The sequence below is a fragment of the Streptomyces sp. 1-11 genome (assembly GCF_007176755.1).
In the GTDB taxonomy this organism is placed as follows: Bacteria; Actinomycetota; Actinomycetes; order Streptomycetales; family Streptomycetaceae; genus Streptomyces.
The window spans coordinates 16,936-32,500 of record NZ_BJTV01000015.1; the positions used below are offsets into that span (position 1 = coordinate 16,936).

The window sequence follows — 15,565 nt, forward strand, 5'->3', positions numbered from 1 at the left end:
CCCCATGTCCGTCACCGCACTCGACCCCCGCACCGCCTTCGTCGCCATCGACCTGCAGAACGGCATCGTGGCGATGCCCACCGGGCCGCACGCGGCCGCCGACGTCGTCTCCCGCGCCGCCGGACTCGCCGCCGCCTTCCGTGACCGGGGCCTGCCCGTGGTCCTGGTCCGGGTGTCGTTCTCGCCCGACGGGGCGGACGCCGTCCCCGGCCGGACCGAGCGCCAGGCGCGCGGCCTCGCCTTCCCCGAGGGCTGGGACGTCGTCGTCGACGAACTCTCCGGCCACCCCGGCGACATCCACGTCACCAAGCACAACTGGAGCGCCTTCCACGGCACCGACCTCGACGTCCAGCTCCGCCGCCGCGGCATCACGCAGATCGTGCTGGCCGGCATCGCCACCAGCATCGGCGTCGAGTCCACCGCGCGCGACGCCTACGCCCACGGCTACCACGTCACCCTCGCCACCGACGCCATGACCGACGGCGACCCCGCGGCGCACGCGGGCAGCGTCGAGCGGATCTTCCCGCGGCTCGGCGAGAGCGGCACGACGGCCGAGATCCTGGAGCTGCTGGCCAAGACCCACGCCTGATCATTCCGGCACGATGCCTTGCCCGGGCTTTGGTTCGCCCGGGCAGGGCACCGGGTTAACATTCGGCCACGCGCCGTGCCATCCAGGCAACGGAAAGCGAACCAAGGGGGCTTGGAAACCGGATGCCGGTAAAGGTCAGCGTCGTCGTACCCGTCTACAACCCCGGGCCGTACATCGAGGACTGCGTGGCCTCGCTGCTGCGCCAGTCGCTGCCCCCGGACGAGTTCGAGGTCGTCTTCGTCGACGACGGCTCCACCGACGCCACCCCGGCGAGACTGGACGCGCTCGCCGCCGAGCACCCGCACTTCAGCGTCGTCCACCAGGAGAACTCCGGCTGGTCGGGCAAGCCCCGCAACGTCGGAATCGACGCCTCGCGCGGCGAGTTCGTGATGTTCGTCGACAACGACGACCACCTCGGCGACGAGGCTTTGGAGCGCATGTACGAGTACGGCGTGGCCAACAAGGCCGACGTCGTCGTCGGCAAGATGGCCGGCAAGGGCCGCCCGGTGCCGGTGGAGCTGTTCCGCCGCAACCACCCGCACGCCACGGTCGCCAACGCCCCGCTGATCGACAGCCTCACCCCGCACAAGATGCTCCGGCGCTCCTTCCTGGAGCGCACCGGACTGCGCTTCCCCGAGGGCCGGCGGCGCCTCGAGGACCATGTCTTCGTCACCGAGGCCTACCTGCGCGCGGACAACGTCTCCGTGCTCAGCGACTACGTCTGCTACTACCACGTCAAACGCGATGACGCCGCCAACGCCGGTTTCCAGAGGTTCGATCCGGTCGGCTACTTCCAGAACCTCCGCGAGGCCCTGGACGTCGTCGAGCGGTACACCGAGCCCGGCGCGCTGCGCGACCGGCTGCTGCGCCGCTGGCTGCGGGTGGAGATCGTGGACCGGATGAGCGGGCGCCGGCTGCTGGCGATGCCGGAGGACTACCGCCGCGAGGTGTTCCGGGAGACCCACGCGGTGGTCAAGGAGCGCTTCGGCCCCGGTGTCGCCCCCGGGATGCGGCCGGGCCAGCGGATCGTCGCCGCGCTGATCCGGGACGACCGCTACGACGACCTGGTCGCCTACGCCGAGTGGGAGGCCGGCGTCCGGCCCCGGGCCGTCCCGTCCGGCGTCGAGTGGCACGACGGCAGCCTGCGCGTGCGCTTCACCGCCGAGTACACCGATGCCGACGGCCCGCTGGCCGTCGGCCCCGGCGGGCCCCGGCCCCCGGCCGACGACGCGCCGGCGGACCTCGCCGAGGCCGTGTCCCGGCTGACCGCGGCCGCCGACGCCGGGTTCACGAAGGCCACCGCCGACCTGATCCTGCGCGACCGGGAGACCGGCGCCTCCTACTTCCAGCCGGTGCGGACCGGGCGGGAACGGGTGCCGGCCGCCGACGGCCGGAGCCGGCTGGTGCTGCACGGCACGGCCACCATCGACCCCGCCGACGCGGTGGGCGGGGGCCCGCTGACCGACGGGCTGTGGGACGCCCACGTCCGTCTCACGCTGGGCGGCTGGACCAAGGAGTGCAGGCTCGGACCCGTTCCCGCGCAGGGTGTCGCGCTGCCGCCCGCCGCGCTCGTCGCCGGCCGGGTGGTGCTGCCGTACCGGACGAAGGGGCACGCCAACCTCTCCCTGGACGTGGCCCGGGCGGTGAAGTCCCTCGGCCTGAACCGGCTCACCCCGGCCGACGCGGCCCTGTCCGACGGCGAGGTGCTCTCCCTCGCGCTGCCGCTGTACGTCCCCGACCGCACCGCGATCACCCTGCGGCTGACCGGCGCCGCCTCCGGCCGCACGCTCGACCTGGAGGCCGTGCTGACGCCCGCCGACGGCGCCCGCGCGCTGCTCTCGGCCCGGGTGCCGGTGCGCGAGCTGCGCAACGCGGCCTGGCGCACGGCGCTCGTCCTGCCGGGCGGCCGCGCGCTGAAGCTGCCGCTGCTGCTGAGGGCGGGCCGCGACGACGTGCGGGTGGTCCGGGTGGCGCCGCGTGGGCTGCTGCGGCGGCTGCTCGGCCGGGCCCGGCGGGTGCTGGGCCGAGTACTGGGACCGACGACTACACGAAAGGCCTGATCCGGTGCGGCAGTTGGAGATAGCGGACGCGTGGGTGCTGGAGCCCAAGGTGTTCCCGGACGACCGGGGCAGCTTCCACGAGTGGTACCGGGGCGCGGAGTTCCGCGAGGCGACCGGCTACGACCTGGACCTCGCCCAGGCCAACTGCTCGGTGTCGCGGCGGGGTGTGCTGCGGGGCGTCCACTTCGCGGACGTACCGCCCGGGCAGGCCAAGTACGTCACCTGTGTGCGCGGCGCCGTGCTGGACGTGGTGGTGGACGTCCGGGCCGGCTCCCCCACCTTCGGGCGGTGGGAGGCGGTACGGCTGGACGACGACACACGGCACGCGGTGTTCCTCGCCGAGGGTCTCGGGCACGCCTTCATGGCGCTGACCGACGACGCCACCGTGGTGTACCTGTGCTCGGCCGGGTACGCGCCGGGGCGGGAGCACGGGGTGCACCCGCTCGACCCCGCTCTGGGGATCGCCTGGCCGGCGGGGATCGAGCCGGTGCTGTCGGACAAGGACGCGCAGGCGCCCACCCTCGCCGAGGCGAAGCGGTCCGGGCTGCTGCCCTCCTACGCGGACTGCTCCGCCCACTACGAGCGGCTGCGCGGCCGGATCAGCGGCTGACGGCGTACGGCTCCAGCGCGCGCCGCAGCGGCTCCCAGCCGCGGGCCCGCTTGGTGCCCCGGTTGCGGGCCGCGGCCAGCGGCTTCCAGAAGCCGGCGCCGAGGAAGTCCTCGGGCTTGGCGGCCGTGGTGCGCTCCAGGACAGCCTCGGGGACCTTCTGCGGGTCGGGGACCTCGAACTCCGCGACGATCTCGTCGTACCTGTCCTTGAGCACGGTGTTCGACGGGTCGGCGCCGAAGACCACGAGCTGTCCGGTGGGCGCGGTGTCGACCAGCACGGTGACCAGGTCGGGTCGGTGCCGGCCGAGGATCTCGACGAGCTTGTAGACGTCTCCGGTCCAGGCGTCGGTGTGCCGGTCGCGGGCCGCCTCGTCGACGTTGCGCGGCAGCATGTCGTCGAAGACGATCACGCTCGCCCAGTCGGAGTGCTTCTCGATGTTGATGAAGTCCCGCAGCGCGTACTCGAACAGGTGCATGCCGTCGATGAACGACAGGTCGAGCGTGGTGCGCCGCCAGTAGCCGAACGGGCTGCGGTTGCGGGCCAGGTTGCGCAGCGGGTGGCGACCGCCCCTGAGGTGCGCGAGGGGGTTGTCGCGGGCGAAGAAGTCGTCGCTCGTCGCCTTGGCGAGGTGCACGTCGCAGCGTATCTCCGTGACCACCTTGAACGCCGGGTCGACCGCGACGCTGGGCACCCGGGACAGCGTCAGGCTGCGGCCGTCGTTGACGCCGATCTCCAGGTAGTTGCGGTTCGCGGTGACCTTGTGGAGCTCCCGCAGGAACTCGTGCCGTTTCACTGGGACATCTCCTTGCGGATGTGAGGCAGGGCTTCGTACAGGGCGGACCGCCAGTCCCTCGGCGGTTCCAGGCCGGCCTCCCGCCACCGCGCGTGCCCGAGGACGCTGTAGGCGGGCCGGGGCGCGGGCCGGGTGAAGGACCGGCTGTCGGTGGGGCGCACCCGGTCCGGGTCGGCGCCGGCCAGCCGGAACACCTCGCGGGCCAGCTCGTACCAGGTGGCCTCGCCGGCGCTGGTGGCGTGCCAGACGCCGGTGGCGCCGGCGGCGCCGAGGTCCGCGACGCGGACGGCCACGTCGGCGCTCCAGGTCGGCTGCCCGCGCTGGTCGTCCACGACGTCGAGGGTGTCGCGGCGGATCTCCAGTTCGAGCATGGTGCGCACGAAGTTGCGGCCGTGGGCGCCGTACAGCCAGGCGGTGCGCAACACGGCGGCGCCGCCGGGGTGTTCGGCGAGCACCGCGCGCTCACCGGCGAGTTTGGTGCGGCCGTAGGCGGTGCGCGGGGCCGGGGGGTGGTCCTCGGCGTAGGGGGTGTCGCGGGCCTCGCCGGAGAAGACGTAGTCGGTGGAGACGTGGATCAGCCGCGCGCCGCGGGCGGCGCAGGCGCGGGCGAGCAGCCGTGGGCCGTCGCCGTTCACGCGCAGGGCTGCCGCCTCGTCGGTCTCGGCGTCGTCCACCGCCGTGTACGCGGCGCAGTTGACGACGACGTCGGGGCCGTGGTCGTCGAACGCGCGCCGCACCGAGCCGGGTTCGGTGATGTCGAGGGCCGTGCGGCCGAGTCCGGTGACGTCCTCGCCGCGCTCGCGCAGTTCCCGGACGGTGTCCTGGCCGAGCATCCCGTCCGCGCCGGTGACCAGCCACCTCATCGGCTGCTCCGCCGCTTGAGCGGCTCCCACCGGGAGCGGTTGTCCCGGTACCAGGCGACCGTGGCGGCGAGCCCGGCGGCGAAGTCGTGGCGGGGGCGGTAGCCGAGCTCGTCGCGGGCCTTGCTCCAGTCGACCGAGTAGCGCAGGTCGTGGCCCTTGCGGTCGGGGACCCGCTCGACCCGGTCCCAGCCGGCGCCGCAGGCCTCAAGCAGCAGTCCGGTCAGCTCCTTGTTGCTCAGCTCCGTGCCGCCGCCGATGTTGTAGACCTCGCCGGGGCGGCCCTTGGAGCGGACGAGTTCGATGCCGTGGCAGTGGTCCTCGACGTGCAGCCAGTCGCGGACGTTGCGTCCGTCGCCGTACAGCGGGACGGCCAGGCCGTCGAGGAGGTTGGTGACGAAGAGCGGGATCACCTTCTCCGGGAACTGGCGCGGGCCGTAGTTGTTGGAGCAGCGGGTGACCCGGACGTCGAGGCCGTGGGTGCGGTGCTGGGCGAGGGCCAGCAGGTCGGAGGAGGCCTTGGAGGCGGAGTACGGGGAGTTGGGCGCGAGGGGGTGTTCCTCGGGCCAGGAGCCGGACTCGATGGAACCGTAGACCTCGTCGGTGGAGACGTGCACGAAGGTGCCGACGCCGTGTCGCAGCGCCGCGTCCAGCAGCGTCTGGGTGCCCACCACGTTGGTCCGGACGAACTCGCCGGCGCCGTCGATCGACCGGTCGACGTGCGACTCGGCGGCGAAGTGCACGACCTGGTCGGCCCCGGCCATGAGCTTGTCGACCAGGGCGGCGTCGCATATGTCGCCGTGCACGAAGTCGAGGCGGGGATGGCCGCTCGGGAGGTTGGCGCGGTTACCGGCGTAGGTGAGCCTGTCCAGCACCGTGACGCTGGGCGCGCCGGGCGAGTCGTCGGCGAGGAGGCCGCGGACGTAGTGGGAGCCGATGAACCCGGCGGCGCCGGTGACGAGGAGGTTCATATTGGCCATACCCTAATGGCGGACTGCCCGGTCCGGACCCTTGTTCGCCTTATTGGGCCGGGCCGCCGGTCCTCGTCTCGGCGCCGCTCATCACTCCGGCGCCGCTCAGTCCTCGCCGCGCACTATGTTGCCCTCCCGCTCCCCGTTCGGCTGCTGCGGACCGGTGCGCTCGGCGACGGCCGGCACACAGGTGCGCACGCCTCCGCCCTGTCCGCTGCGGGCCTTGGACCAGCCGGTCTCGGCGTAGGGGAGCACGGGCCTGTCGACGGGGTGCGCGGTCACGGCGTCTCATCTTCTCTCTGCTGCCCTGCCGCCGGGCCGGCCTGTGCGCCGGCCCGGCGGCTGTGGTGTCGGGGCGCCCGGGTGCCCGCTGCCGGGGCGGGCGAACCCGTGGGCGGCGCGGCTCAGGTGCGCCCGCCGCCACCGCCGCCGAAGGAGCCGCTGGAGCCGGGGGACCAGCGCGGACGCTGCTGGTCCTCGGCGCGCCGGCTGCCGACGTTGCCCAGTTGGTGGGGGGTGAGCCGCTCGTCGCCGTCCTCGGTGCGGGGCACCTCGTGCGGCTCGCGCATCTCGCTGGTCTCACGGACCGGGCCGGTCGGCGGCATCTTCGGCTGCTCCTCGGGCCGGGGCGGGGCCGGCTCCCGCCGGCGCACCTTGAAACCGAGCCGGAACGCCCACAGCAGTCCGGCGACCAGGACGACGCCGATCACGAGGACGAGGACGTACCCGAACACCTGAGCGCCTGCGGCTGCTTCGTACGTGGCAGTGTTCATGACCTGCGGGTACCCGGGAGTGCCCGCCGGATGCCTGGCACGGGGCGCTTCAGCCGATCGGCCGAGCCGGCGGCGTATCCGGCGGCCTGGCGCAGGGCGTGGCGCGGGCCGCCCGGCCGGGCCCGGGAGTAGCGTCGCGCAGGATGACCGAAACACCGGAGATGTCGGAGATCGCGGAGATCACCGCACGGTACTCCACCACCGCCCCACGGCCCGGCCGGACCCTGCTGCGCTGGCTCTCGACGACCGATCACAAGGTGATCGGCCGGCTGTACATGGTCACCGCGTTCTGCTTCTTCCTGCTCGCCGGGGTGCTGGCCCTGGGGATGCGCACCGAACTGGCGGAGCCGGGACTGCAGGTGCTCAGCGAGCAGGGCTACCTCCAGTTCGTGACGATCCACGGCACGATCATGATGCTGCTGTTCGCCACCCCCATGTTCGCCGGGTTCACCAACGCGGTGATGCCGCTGCAGATCGGCGCGCCGGACGTGGCCTTCCCCCGGCTGAACGCGCTGTCGTACTGGATGTACCTCTTCGGCGGCCTGATGGTGGTGTCCGGCTTCGTCGTCCCCGGCGGGGCCGCCGCCTTCGGCTGGTTCGCCTACGCACCCCTGAACAGCGCCTACTACTCCCCCGGCGCGGGCGGCGACCTGTGGGCCATGGGCCTGGTCGTCACCGGTGTGTCCACCACGCTCGGCGCGGTCAACTTCATCGCCACCATCATGTGCCTGCGCGCCCCCGGCATGACGATGTTCCGGATGCCGATCTTCACCTGGAACGTGCTGTTCACCTCGATCCTGGTGCTGCCCGCGTTCCCCGTGCTGACCGCCGCCCTCCTCGCCCTGGAGGCCGACCGCAAGTTCGGCGCGCACGTCTTCGACGCGGCCGACGGGGGCGCGCTGCTGTGGCAGCACCTGTTCTGGTTCTTCGGGCACCCCGAGGTCTACATCGTCGCCCTGCCGTTCTTCGGCATCGTCTCCGAGATCCTGCCGGTCTTCTCCCGCAAGCCCCTCTTCGGCTACCTCCCGCTGATCGGCGCCACCATCGCCATCACCATGCTCTCGGCCGTCGTCTGGGCCCACCACATGTTCGCCACCGGCGCCGTGCTGCTGCCGTTCTTCTCCGTCATGTCGTTCCTGATCGCCGTTCCCACCGGCATCAAGTTCTTCGCCTGGATCGGCACCATGCGGTACGGCTCGCTGTCGTTCGAGACGCCGATGCTGTGGTCCTGCGGCTTCCTGGTGTCCTTCCTCCTCGGCGGGCTCAGCGGCGTGCTGATCGCCTCGCCCCCGCTGGACTTCCACCTCACCGACTCGTACTTCATCGTCGCCCACCTGCACTACGTGCTGTTCGGCACGGTGGTGTTCGCCATGTTCGCCGGGTTCTACTTCTGGTGGCCGAAGTTCACCGGCCGGATGCTCGACGAACGCCTCGGCAAGGTGCACTTCTGGCTGCTCTTCCCGGGCTTCCAGCTCACCTTCCTGGTCCAGCACTGGCTCGGCCAGCAGGGCATGCCCCGCCGCTACGCGGACTACCTGCCGGGAGACGGCTTCACCCTGCTCAACAGCATCTCCACCGCGGGGGCGTTCCTCATCGGCGTGTCCACCCTGCCGTTCCTCTACAACGTCTGGCGCACCGCCGTGAAGGGCGAGCGCGTCGACATCGACGACCCCTGGGGCTGGGGGCGGGCCCTGGAGTGGGCGACGTCCTGTCCGCCGCCCCGGCACAACTTCGTGGCGCTGCCCCGGGTCCGGTCGGAGTCACCCGCCTTCGACCTGCACCACCCGGAGGTCGTGCGCCGGGCCGAGGAGGAGGGGAAGCGATGAAGACCGAGTCGATGCTGTTCGGCGGGGTGGCGGCGTTCTTCGGCGGGGCCGCCGCCCTGTACGGGGTGTGGTCGGGCGAGCCGGCCGGCACGGCCGCGCTGGTCGTCGCGTGCGGCATGGCCTCGCTGGTGTCGTTCTTCTTCCTGGTGCAGTACCGGCGCAAGGGGAGACGGCCGCAGGACCGCAAGGACGCCGAGGTGGCCGACGGCGCGGGGCCGGTGGCCTTCTTCCCGGACGAGAGCCCGTGGCCGGTCGTCACCGCGCTGGGGTTCGCGGTGACGGCGACCGGCGTCGTCTACGGGCTGTGGCTGTTCCTCATCGGCTGCGGCGTTCTGGCCCGCGGGGTGTTCGGGATGGTGTTCCAGTACGCGCGTCGGTGATCTCCCTGCGCGGCGCTCCGGGGCGGAACGACTCCACGGGTTCGTGATCGGTCTCGTAGCCGCCGGCCAGGGTCTGCCTGATGTCACCGGTGGGCACGCCCTCGGCGAGGCGCTCGCGTTCGGCCGCGGTCAGGGCCCGGCACAGCCAGCGGGTCAGCACGAAGGCGAGGACGGGCGCCACCACGAGCGCGACGCGGTACACCCAGGTCAGCGCGTTGACCGAGACGCGGAAGGTCTGGGCGCTGACGTCGTTGGCGCCCTCCAGCAGCAGCACCGCGTAGAACACGACGGCCGCCACGCCCAGTCCGGTGCGCACGGGCCGTTCGCGCGGCCGGTCGCACAGGTGCCGCTCCTGCCGCCACTCCTGCGTCAGGCGCTGCTCGACGAACGGGTAGGCGTAGAGCACGACGAACAGCACCGCGGGCAGGACCACGGCCGGCAGCAGCACGTTCCACATGACGGTGTGCCCCGCGAAGCCGGTCTCCCACGGCGGCACCAGCCGCAGGGCGCCCTCCAGGAAGCCGACGTACCAGTCGGGCTGGGACCCGGTGGAGGCCTGGTCGGGGCGGTAGGGGCCGTACACCCACACCGGGTTGATCTGGGCGACGGCCGACAGCACCGCGAGCACGCCGGCGACCGTCAGGGACAGGCCGATGGAGGAGGCGCTGAACTGCGGGACGAGCGGCTTGCCGTGGACGTTGCGGTTGGTGCGGCCCGGGCCGCGCCACTGGGTGTGCTTCAGGTGGAACACCAGGATCAGGTGCACCGAGACCAGGGCGACGAGCGCGCCCGGGATCAGCAGGATGTGCACCGGGTAGAGCCGGGTGATGATGTCGTGCGAGGGGACCTGCCCGCCGAACGCGAAGAAGGCCAGGTACGTCCCCGCCACCGGGATCGACGTGATGATGCCCTGGGCGATCCGCAGGCCCGTGCCGGAGAGCAGGTCGTCGGGGAGCGAGTAGCCGGCGAAGCCCTCCGCCAGCGCCAGCGCGAACAGGGTGACCCCGATGACCCAGTTCAGTTCGCGGGGCCGGCGGAAGGCGCCGGTGAAGAAGATCCTGAGCATGTGCGCGCCGATCGAGGCGACGAAGAGGAGCGCCGCCCAGTGGTGCATCTGCCGGATCAGCAGTCCGCCGCGCACGTCGAAGCTGATCCGCAGGGTGGAGTCGAAGGCGGACGACACCAGCGTCCCCTGCAGCGGCACGTAGGAGCCCCGGTAGACGACCTCGCGCATCTCCGGCTCGAAGAAGAACGTCAGCCAGACCCCGGTCAGCAGCAGCACCAGCAGGCTGTAGAGGGCGAGTTCGCCCAGCAGGAAGGACCACTGCTCGGGGAACGCCTTGCGCAGCAGCGACCCGCCCTCCATCACCGGGAGGCGGGCGTCGGCCGCGTCGACGAGGCGCTCGGCCCGGCGGCCGGCCGCACGGGAGAGACGTCTCACGAGTCCTCCGGTGCGGCCGCCCGAGTCACCTCCGCCTCCACCTCGGTCCGCGGCCGGCCGCTGTCCTTGGCGTACTCGCTCACCGCGGTCTGCACCTCCCGGTCCAGGTCCCGCCAGGCGCGCAGGGCCGTCTCGTAGGTGCCGGACTGGGCGCCCGTCATCTGCCGCCCGGCGGGCGGCCCGTACGCTTCCCGGAGCTCCCTGACCGTGCGGTGCGCCGCCTCGGCGGCGCGCTGCTTCGCCACCAGTTCCTCGAAGGTGTGTGCCACCCCACCGACCATAGGCACGCTCGGCGCGCGGCGCCCGTCGACCTGCCGCGCCGGGGACGCACCCGCACCCGAGTGGCGGGTCAGCCGGGCGGAACGAGGTCCGCCCACACCTGCTTGCCGCCGCTGACCGGAACCGTGCCCCAGGCCGCCGACACCGCCTGGACCAGCAGGATGCCGCGGCCGCCGGTGGCCTCCCAGCCGATGCTGGTCGGCTGGACGGGGCTGCGCGGCGAGGTGTCGGCGACGGCGAGCCGCAGCCGGTGGCCGACCAGGCTGAGGTCGAGGCGGACCGGCCCGCCGGTGTGCACGAGGGCGTTGGTGACCAGTTCGGAGACGACCAGCAGGGCCGCCTCGACGGTCTCCGGGCGGACGCCCCAGGTGCGCAGGGTGCGCCGGGTGAAGCGGCGCGCGTGCCGCACGGCCTCGGGGACCCGCCACACGGTCCAGCTCTCGCGCAGCGGGCGCACGGCCATGCCGTCGTAGCGCATCAGCAGCAGGGCCACGTCGTCGCCGCGGTGGGCGCCGGCGAGCAGGGCGTCGGCGACCAGGCCGAGATGGCCGGGGTCGGCGGCGGCCAGTTCGCCGGCCAGCCGGTCCATGCCCTCGTCGATGTCGGAGTCCGGGGACTCCACCAATCCGTCGGTGGTCAGCGCGAGGACCGTGCCGGGCTGGAGCCGCAGCGGGGTCATGGGGAACTCGGCCTGGCCCAGCACGCCGAGCGGCGGGCCGCCCTCGGCCTGCACGATCTCGGTGGTGCCGTCCGGATGCCGCAGCACGGGCTGCAGGTGGCCGGCGCGCACGCACAGGGCGGTGCCCTGCTCCATGTCGACGTCGACGTAGGCGCAGGTCGCGAAGAGGTCGGTCTCCATGTCCAGCAGCAGCCGGTTGGCGTGCGCGACGACCACGTCCGGGGAGTGGCCCTCGGCGGCGTAGGCGCGCAGGGCGGTGCGCATCTGGCCCATCAGGGTGGCGGCGCCGGCGTTGTGGCCCTGGACGTCGCCGATGACGAAGGCCACGTGGTTGTCGGCGAGCGGTATCACGTCGTACCAGTCGCCGCCGACCTCCAGCCCCGCGGTGGTGGGCAGGTAGCGGGCGACGGCGGCCCCGCCGGGCAGCCGGGGCAGCCGGCGGGGCAGCAGGGTGCGCTGGAGCATGCCGACGAGTTCGTGCTCGGCGTCGAAGGCGTGGGCACGCAGCAGGGCCTGACCGGTCAGGCCGGCGCAGGCCGTCAGCAGGGCGCGTTCGTCGGGGCCGAAGTCGTGCGGGCGGTCCCAGCCGATCAGGCAGGCGCCGGCCATCCGGTCGCCGGCGGGCAGCGGCAGCACGGCCAGGCCGCCCGGGCCGACCTCGGCGAGGGCGGGCTCCAGCGCCGAGCCGGCGGGCCAGATCCGGGCCCGGCCCGCGCGCAGCGCCGTGGCCAGGGTGGGCATGGAGCGCACCGGCGCGTCGGGCCACTCGGTGCGCCACTCGCTGCGCCACACCTCCGGCCAGGCCTCGGGCTCGGGCGGGTCGAGGACGGTGACGACGAGCCGGTCGTTCTCCAGTTCGGCCAGGGCGATCCGGTCGGCGCGCAGGGGCCGGCGCAGGGCGTCGACGACGGCGTGGCCGACGTCCTTGACGGTGCCGGCCGTGGCGAGCGCGGCGGCCAGCCGCTGGACGCGGGCCACGTCGGTGAGGCCGGCCCGCTGGGTGGAGGCGTCGGCGACGGTGCCGACGAGCCGCGCCGGCCGGCCCTCGCCGCCGGGCAGCAGCCGGCCGCGCAGCCGCAGCCATCTGGGCGGCCCGGCGGGCTGCAGGACGCGGAACTCAAGCTCGCGGTCGCCGATGGACAGGTGGTCGGCCTCGACCACGGACATCAGCGCGGGCAGGTCCTCGGGCACCGCGTGCCCCAGGAGGGTCTCCACCCGCCCGTCGAAGGCGTCCCGGCTGATCCCGAACAGCCGCAGGATCGCGTCGCCGGCCTGTACCCGGCCGCTGTCCATGGCCAGGCTGAAGGCGTCAGCGGGCAGTTCGCCGGTCTCGCCCGCGGCGACCGGGGCGGGTGCGGCCACCATCCGGGCGATCAGCTCCAGGCAGGCCCGGTCGTCCGCGCCGAACCCGCCGGGGTGCTCGCTGACGGCCAGCAGGCAGCCGCCGCCCGCCAGACCGAGCGGCAGCGCGGCGAGAGAGAACTCCGGGGACGGGGTACGGCGCGCTTCCGGGCAGTCGGCCAGTTCGGCGGGGCCGAGCCAGCGCGCCCGTCCGGTGCGGTGCGCCTCGGCGACCGGGTGGGCGCCCGGGACGGGATAGCTGTCGCGCAGGCCGTACAGGGTGCGCGGCAGGCCGGCCGACTCGGCGAGCAGCAGCACCGCGGGGTCGTCGCCGGGTGTGTACACCCCGGCGAGGGACGCCCCGGCGAACACCAGTGCCTGTTCCAGGACCCGGCGCAGCCGGTCGGGGGCGGGGGGTGAAGCCATCAGGAGAACAAGGGCGGCTTCAGCACGCTCCGTCCGCGTGCTGCTGATCGCAGCGCCGTCACCCACCACTCGGCCATTACAGCGCGTACGGGCCGCCCGCGCAGCCCCTGTGCACGCGGGCTACGCGGCCGGGTTCCGCAGGCCCTTGCCGACCGTGGCCGTCACGGCGGCGACGGTGACCAGCACCGGGAAGACCAGCGTCGCCGGCCCGGGATCGAAGCGGGCCAGCAGGGCGCCGGCCAGGGCGGGCGCGAGCGCGGCCGCCGAGCCGGCGGCGAGCAGCACGCCGCCGACGACGCGGCCCTGGAGGTGGTCCGGGGTGACGGCGGCCTGGTGGGCGAACAGGGCGGCGTTCGCCGTCGGTCCGAGGAACACGGCCGCGGCCAGCGGCACGGCGGCCGGGACGGTGCCGGCCAGCAGCGTGCCGACCGCCATGAGCGCGGCGGTCGCCCAGCACAGCAGCCTGATCAGGGCCGGCAGCCGCAGCCGCCGCTGGAGCGCCGGGGCCGCCAGGGCGCCGAGGAGGCCGCCCAGCGCGAAGACGGCGCCGGCGAGACCCACCAGGTACGCGGGGACGCCGGCCCGGCGCAGAGCGAGCGTCATCGCGAAGATCATGCCGGTGAAGGCCATGTTGAGCGGGGCCGCGATGAGCAGCAGGGTGCGCAGGAAGGGGTGCCCCAGCAGGAAGCGCAGGCCCTGCGCGGCGGAGGGGCGCCCGGCCGGTCCGGACGGGGTCTCCGGCGGCCGGGGCTGCTGCAGGGGCCGCCGGAGACGGGAGACGGCCAGCAGGGACAGCAGGTGGCTCAGCGCGTTGCCGAGGAAGGGCAGGGCGCGGCCGAGCCCGAACAGCAGACCGCCCAGCGGCGGGCCGGCCAGCGAGACGGCGTAGGTGCGCGCCTCGTTGCGGGCGACGGCGGCGGTGAGCTGGTCGGGGCGGACCAGGTTGCGCACGCCGGCGTGCTCGGCGGTGCTGAAGACGGCCGTGGCGGCCGCGCCGGCGACCACCACGGCGAGGATGACCGGGAGGTTCGCGGTGCCCGCCGCAACCGCCCAGCCGAGGAGGGCGTACCCGACGAGGCGGACCACATCGCAGACGATCATCAGCCGCCGCCGGTCGTACCGGTCGGCGAGGACGCCGGCCGGCAGCCGGCACACCAGGGTGGTGACGAGCCCGGCGGTGCCGACGAGGCCGGCCCGCGCCGGGGAGCCGGTCTGCTGGAGGACCAGCAGCGGCAGCGCCAGTTCCACCATGGCGCCGCCCAGGTCGGACAGGCACTGCCCGGTCCACAGCAGATTGAAGTCCCGGTTGCGCCACAGCCCGGGCGAGGGCCCGGTGTCCGCCGCCTCGGCGACGCTCTCGCCGAGCGGGGGCCCGCTCATACGGCGTCCTCGACGGCCGCCGCTCCGGCCGCCGCACCGGTGTCCGCCCTGATCTCCGTACCGGTGTCCGCCCTGTTGTTCGTCCCGGTGTCCGCCCCGTTCTTCGCCCTGTTCTCAGTCCCGGTCTCCGTCCCGGTCTCCGGGTTCTTGGTGGAGATGACCATCAGCTTGGTCACGGAACCGTCGTCGCCGACGACGTCCCGCAGGTGCCGGAAGCCCAGCCGGCGGCACATGGCCAGGCTGGCGGTGTTCTCGGCGCCGACCATGCCGTAGGCCTCGCTCAGCCCCAGGTCCTCGGCGGCGTACCGGAGCAGGCGGCGCACCGCCTCGCCGCCCAGGCCGTGGCCCCAGTGGGCGGGTGCGAGCGCGGTGACGAGTTCGTGGCCCTCGACGTTGCCGGTCGGCTTCACCTCGGCGTGCCCGGCGTAGGCGCCCTCGGTCCACAGGCCCCACACGTCGAAGCGGCGCTGGGGGTAGACGTCGGTGAGGATGGCGCGGAACAGCTCGCGGAGCTGCGGTTCGGGCACGAGGTCCTGCCCCATCCAGCGGCACACCTCCTCGTCGCGCAGCAGCGCGACGAAGTGGTCCTCGTGTTCGGGTCGGTAGGGGAGGAAGTCCAGGCGTTCGGTGCGCAGGACGGGGGTCATGACGGGCTCCTCGGGTGAGCTGCGGTGCGGTGGGGGCCGAGGGCGGTGGGGCGCCGGAACGGCGACGCGTGGGGGCGGGGCGCCGGGCCGGCGCGGGTGCGGCCGGCCCGGCGTGTCGGGTGTGCGGGCCGGTCAGGCGCCGGCGTTCTCCATGCGCTCGCGCAGGCTCTTGGGCCGCATGTCGGTCCAGACCTCGTCGACGTAGGCGGAGCACTCGGCCTCGGTGCCCTCCTTGCCGACGGGCTGCCAGCCGGCGGGCACCTCGATGTCGGCGGGCCAGAGGGAGTACTGCTCCTCGTCGTTGCGCAGCACCTGGTAGCGGGTGTTCTCGTCCATGTCGCCTTCTTTCGTCGGTGTTTCGTCGGTTCGTCGGTCGTGGGTCCGCCGTTCGCCGGCTGTCGCCGGTCCTGTGCGGTCGTGGTGCGGTTCCCCGTCGTCGGGTCCGGGTGGCGGGCGGTCGGGGCGCGTGGTGCGCGAGGGCCGTGCCGGGCGGTGCGCCAGGGCGGTGCC

General features: G+C 73.7%; 16 protein-coding genes. 5 read left to right on the top strand and 11 right to left on the bottom strand.

The features are described 5' to 3' along the window. Positions 1-4: 4 nt before the first annotated feature. From TNCT1_RS27445 to rfbC, 3 genes are all read left to right on the top strand, one after another. On the top strand, positions 5-589 hold the full coding sequence (locus TNCT1_RS27445; RefSeq protein ID WP_143637174.1) for a hydrolase: 585 nt from the start codon (positions 5-7) through the stop codon (positions 587-589). Positions 590-711: 122 nt separating this feature from the next. Continuing rightward, positions 712-2,649 (top strand): glycosyltransferase family A protein, encoded by a 1,938-nt coding sequence (locus TNCT1_RS27450; RefSeq protein ID WP_143637177.1) that lies wholly within the window; start codon positions 712-714, stop codon positions 2,647-2,649. A 4-nt stretch (positions 2,650-2,653) separates the two neighbouring features. Continuing rightward, positions 2,654-3,259: a dTDP-4-dehydrorhamnose 3,5-epimerase gene (rfbC, locus tag TNCT1_RS27455; protein WP_143637179.1), complete on the top strand. Its 606-nt coding sequence runs from the start codon at positions 2,654-2,656 to the stop codon at positions 3,257-3,259. Here the strand turns inward: rfbC and TNCT1_RS27460 are convergent. The 5 genes from TNCT1_RS27460 to TNCT1_RS27475 all read right to left on the bottom strand — a co-directional run bounded on the left by TNCT1_RS27460 (position 3,249) and on the right by TNCT1_RS27475 (position 6,656). Beyond that, a complete protein-coding gene (locus TNCT1_RS27460; RefSeq protein ID WP_143637182.1) occupies positions 3,249-4,052 on the bottom strand; it encodes a class I SAM-dependent methyltransferase in 804 nt (267 codons plus the stop codon). The genes rfbC and TNCT1_RS27460 overlap by 11 nt on opposite strands. Next, positions 4,049-4,915: a dTDP-4-dehydrorhamnose reductase gene (rfbD, locus tag TNCT1_RS27465; RefSeq protein ID WP_143637186.1), complete on the bottom strand. Its 867-nt coding sequence runs from the start codon at positions 4,913-4,915 to the stop codon at positions 4,049-4,051. Before rfbD ends, TNCT1_RS27460 begins: the two co-directional genes overlap by 4 nt. Next, positions 4,912-5,883: a dTDP-glucose 4,6-dehydratase gene (gene rfbB / locus TNCT1_RS27470; RefSeq protein WP_143637589.1), complete on the bottom strand. Its 972-nt coding sequence runs from the start codon at positions 5,881-5,883 to the stop codon at positions 4,912-4,914. The genes rfbD and rfbB overlap by 4 nt, the downstream gene beginning before the upstream one ends. A gap of 105 nt (positions 5,884-5,988) precedes the next feature. After that, positions 5,989-6,165, bottom strand: a complete 177-nt coding sequence (locus TNCT1_RS35920) for a hypothetical protein (RefSeq protein ID WP_174266476.1) — start codon at positions 6,163-6,165, stop codon at positions 5,989-5,991. 122 nt (positions 6,166-6,287) lie between these two features. Then, positions 6,288-6,656, bottom strand: coding sequence for a DUF6479 family protein (locus TNCT1_RS27475; protein WP_143637188.1), 369 nt, complete (start codon positions 6,654-6,656; stop codon positions 6,288-6,290). A 161-nt stretch (positions 6,657-6,817) separates the two neighbouring features. On the opposite strand from TNCT1_RS27475, the gene ctaD reads away from it, so the two are divergent. Both ctaD and TNCT1_RS27485 read left to right on the top strand, forming a co-directional pair. After that, positions 6,818-8,482 carry a cytochrome c oxidase subunit I gene (gene ctaD, locus TNCT1_RS27480; RefSeq protein WP_174266480.1) on the top strand — a complete coding sequence of 555 codons (1,665 nt, stop codon included), beginning with the start codon at positions 6,818-6,820 and terminating at the stop codon, positions 8,480-8,482. Beyond that, positions 8,479-8,862, top strand: coding sequence for a cytochrome c oxidase subunit 4 (locus tag TNCT1_RS27485; protein ID WP_143637193.1), 384 nt, complete (start codon positions 8,479-8,481; stop codon positions 8,860-8,862). The genes ctaD and TNCT1_RS27485 overlap by 4 nt, the downstream gene beginning before the upstream one ends. On the opposite strand, the gene TNCT1_RS27490 is transcribed toward TNCT1_RS27485, so the two are convergent. The 6 genes from TNCT1_RS27490 to TNCT1_RS27515 form a co-directional block, all read right to left on the bottom strand. Next, on the bottom strand, positions 8,798-10,228 hold the full coding sequence (locus TNCT1_RS27490) for a cytochrome b (protein ID WP_143637592.1): 1,431 nt from the start codon (positions 10,226-10,228) through the stop codon (positions 8,798-8,800). The genes TNCT1_RS27485 and TNCT1_RS27490 overlap by 65 nt on opposite strands. Before the next feature lie 71 nt (positions 10,229-10,299). Then, positions 10,300-10,572 (bottom strand): hypothetical protein, encoded by a 273-nt coding sequence (locus TNCT1_RS27495; protein ID WP_143637197.1) that lies wholly within the window; start codon positions 10,570-10,572, stop codon positions 10,300-10,302. 80 nt (positions 10,573-10,652) lie between these two features. Next, positions 10,653-13,028 (bottom strand): SpoIIE family protein phosphatase, encoded by a 2,376-nt coding sequence (locus TNCT1_RS27500; protein ID WP_235902931.1) that lies wholly within the window; start codon positions 13,026-13,028, stop codon positions 10,653-10,655. 120 nt (positions 13,029-13,148) lie between these two features. Further along, positions 13,149-14,408, bottom strand: coding sequence for an MFS transporter (locus TNCT1_RS27505; protein WP_143637203.1), 1,260 nt, complete (start codon positions 14,406-14,408; stop codon positions 13,149-13,151). Continuing rightward, positions 14,405-15,055 (bottom strand): GNAT family N-acetyltransferase, encoded by a 651-nt coding sequence (locus tag TNCT1_RS27510; RefSeq protein ID WP_143637206.1) that lies wholly within the window; start codon positions 15,053-15,055, stop codon positions 14,405-14,407. The genes TNCT1_RS27505 and TNCT1_RS27510 overlap by 4 nt, the downstream gene beginning before the upstream one ends. A gap of 132 nt (positions 15,056-15,187) precedes the next feature. Then, a complete protein-coding gene (locus TNCT1_RS27515; protein ID WP_067045059.1) occupies positions 15,188-15,391 on the bottom strand; it encodes an MbtH family NRPS accessory protein in 204 nt (67 codons plus the stop codon). Between the last annotated feature and the right edge of the window lie 174 nt (positions 15,392-15,565).